General features: G+C 62.3%; 1 pseudogene. It reads left to right on the top strand.

What is annotated here, in order from left to right:
• Positions 1-196 precede the first annotated feature (196 nt).
• Positions 197-1,713, top strand: a pseudogene (locus Q0L57_RS14480) (mechanosensitive ion channel family protein); the annotation flags it as partial.

The raw sequence follows: 1,713 nt of genomic DNA, 5'->3' as shown, positions 1-1,713 counted from the left end.
ATCGTCCTTTTGGTGCGAAGCGGCAGACTATAGAGCAGGCCACAAATGCAAAGCCAAGATTGCGCCATGGCTTTTCGACAGACCGACTCCGGTCCGCCGGATTGTCCCGCAAAGCGGACCGCTTGCCGCCTGTTGTGGCGGTCTTTATCAAGGGCGGGATTTTCGAGCATCTCCGGCCGCGAGTCGCAACAAACTCATGTTCTTTCGACTGCTTCGCCTGATCCTGGTCGTCATGGTCGCCGTCCTGGCGCAGCCGTCTCTTCACGCGCTGGCGCAGGCGATCGGTCATGGCTCGAGCCAACTCATTGCCGATCAGACCAAGGTCATCCAGGATCTGACGACCAAGACCGACGGCCTGGAGAAGAAACTCAGCGATCCCGACCTAGACGACGCCGGGCTGGTGGATATCCGTCTGCGGCTCGAGGATATATCGCGGGCGGCGCTGAACAGCGCGCTGGCTTTCCGTCAGCGCCTCACCGATATCAACGCCCGCATCGAGGTGCTTGGCCCGCCGCCGGCGCAAGGACAGCCGGCAGAGCCGGCAATCGTCAGCAGCGAGCGTGACGCACTCTCGTCCGAAAAGGCGCAGATCAACGCGGTTGTCGCCAGCGCCCAGAACCTGTCGGTGCGGCTCAACGGGCTGGTCGACAAGATAGCGGAACAGCGCAGCGAGCTGTTCCGCAGCCTTCTCACCAAACACTACGAACTGACCGATGCGCTGAGCCCGCAGGCCTTCTCCGACGCGCACGATCAGCTCACGGGTCTCTACATGGCGGTGAGCTCGTGGCTGAGCTTCGCCTTCAAATTCAAATTCCAGGCGATCCTTGCCGCGACACTGATGGCGCTGGCGCTGGCGGCCGTGCTTCTGATCGGCGGCAGGCGTTTGTTCGGCGGCATCTTCGAAGCCGATCCCAGCGTCGAGGAGCCGTCCTACCTCAGCCGACTCTCGGTGGCGTTCTGGTCGACGCTGCTGCCTACCGCGGCGCTCAGCGCCTTCTTCGTTTCGGCCGTCTTCTTCTTCAATTATTACAGCGTGTTGCGCGGCGATATCGGCACCTTCCTCAACGCCTTGCTCTCGGTCATCGGCATGGTGTTCTGCGTCAACCGGCTGACCAATGCGGCGCTTGAGCCTCGCTTGCCCAACTGGCGGCTGATCCCGGTTGAGACCGGCCCGGCGCGCTGGCTTGTCGGCCTGACGACGGCGATGGCTATTGTGCTTGGCTTCAACTACTTCCTTTCGGTCGTCAACGAGAAGATGGGTTCGCCGCTCTCGCTGACGATCGCCAGGAGCTTCGTCGCAACCATCATCGTCGGCGTCATCCTGATCCTGATGGGCCTGCTCAGACCCTTCAGGGCGAAGGACGGCTCGTGGCGGCCCTGGCCGACATGGCTGCGCTTTCTTGCCATCGGCCTGGGCCTGTTCACCATCGCAGCGGCGATCCTCGGCTATATCGGTATGGCGCTGTTCGTCTCGATCCAGGTGGTTGTGACCGGCACCATACTGGTCACTGCCTATATCGGGTTCCTGTCGGCGCGCGCGATCGGCGAGGAGGGCGGTTTCGCCGACACTTCGGTCGGGCGCTGGCTGGCCGAGAACTCGAGTTACGAGGACACCGCGCTCGATCAGCTCGGCCTGGTCGTCAGCATCGCCATCAACCTGATGATCGTGCTGGTGTTCCTGCCACTGATCCTTCTTAGTTGGGGGTTCCAGCC

Origin of the sequence: Mesorhizobium sp. (assembly GCF_024509055.1) — a bacterium.
Taxonomy (GTDB): Bacteria; Pseudomonadota; Alphaproteobacteria; order Rhizobiales; family Rhizobiaceae; genus Mesorhizobium.
Note: the sequence above shows the minus strand (reverse complement) of the source record. Positions and strands in the feature narration are given on the sequence as shown.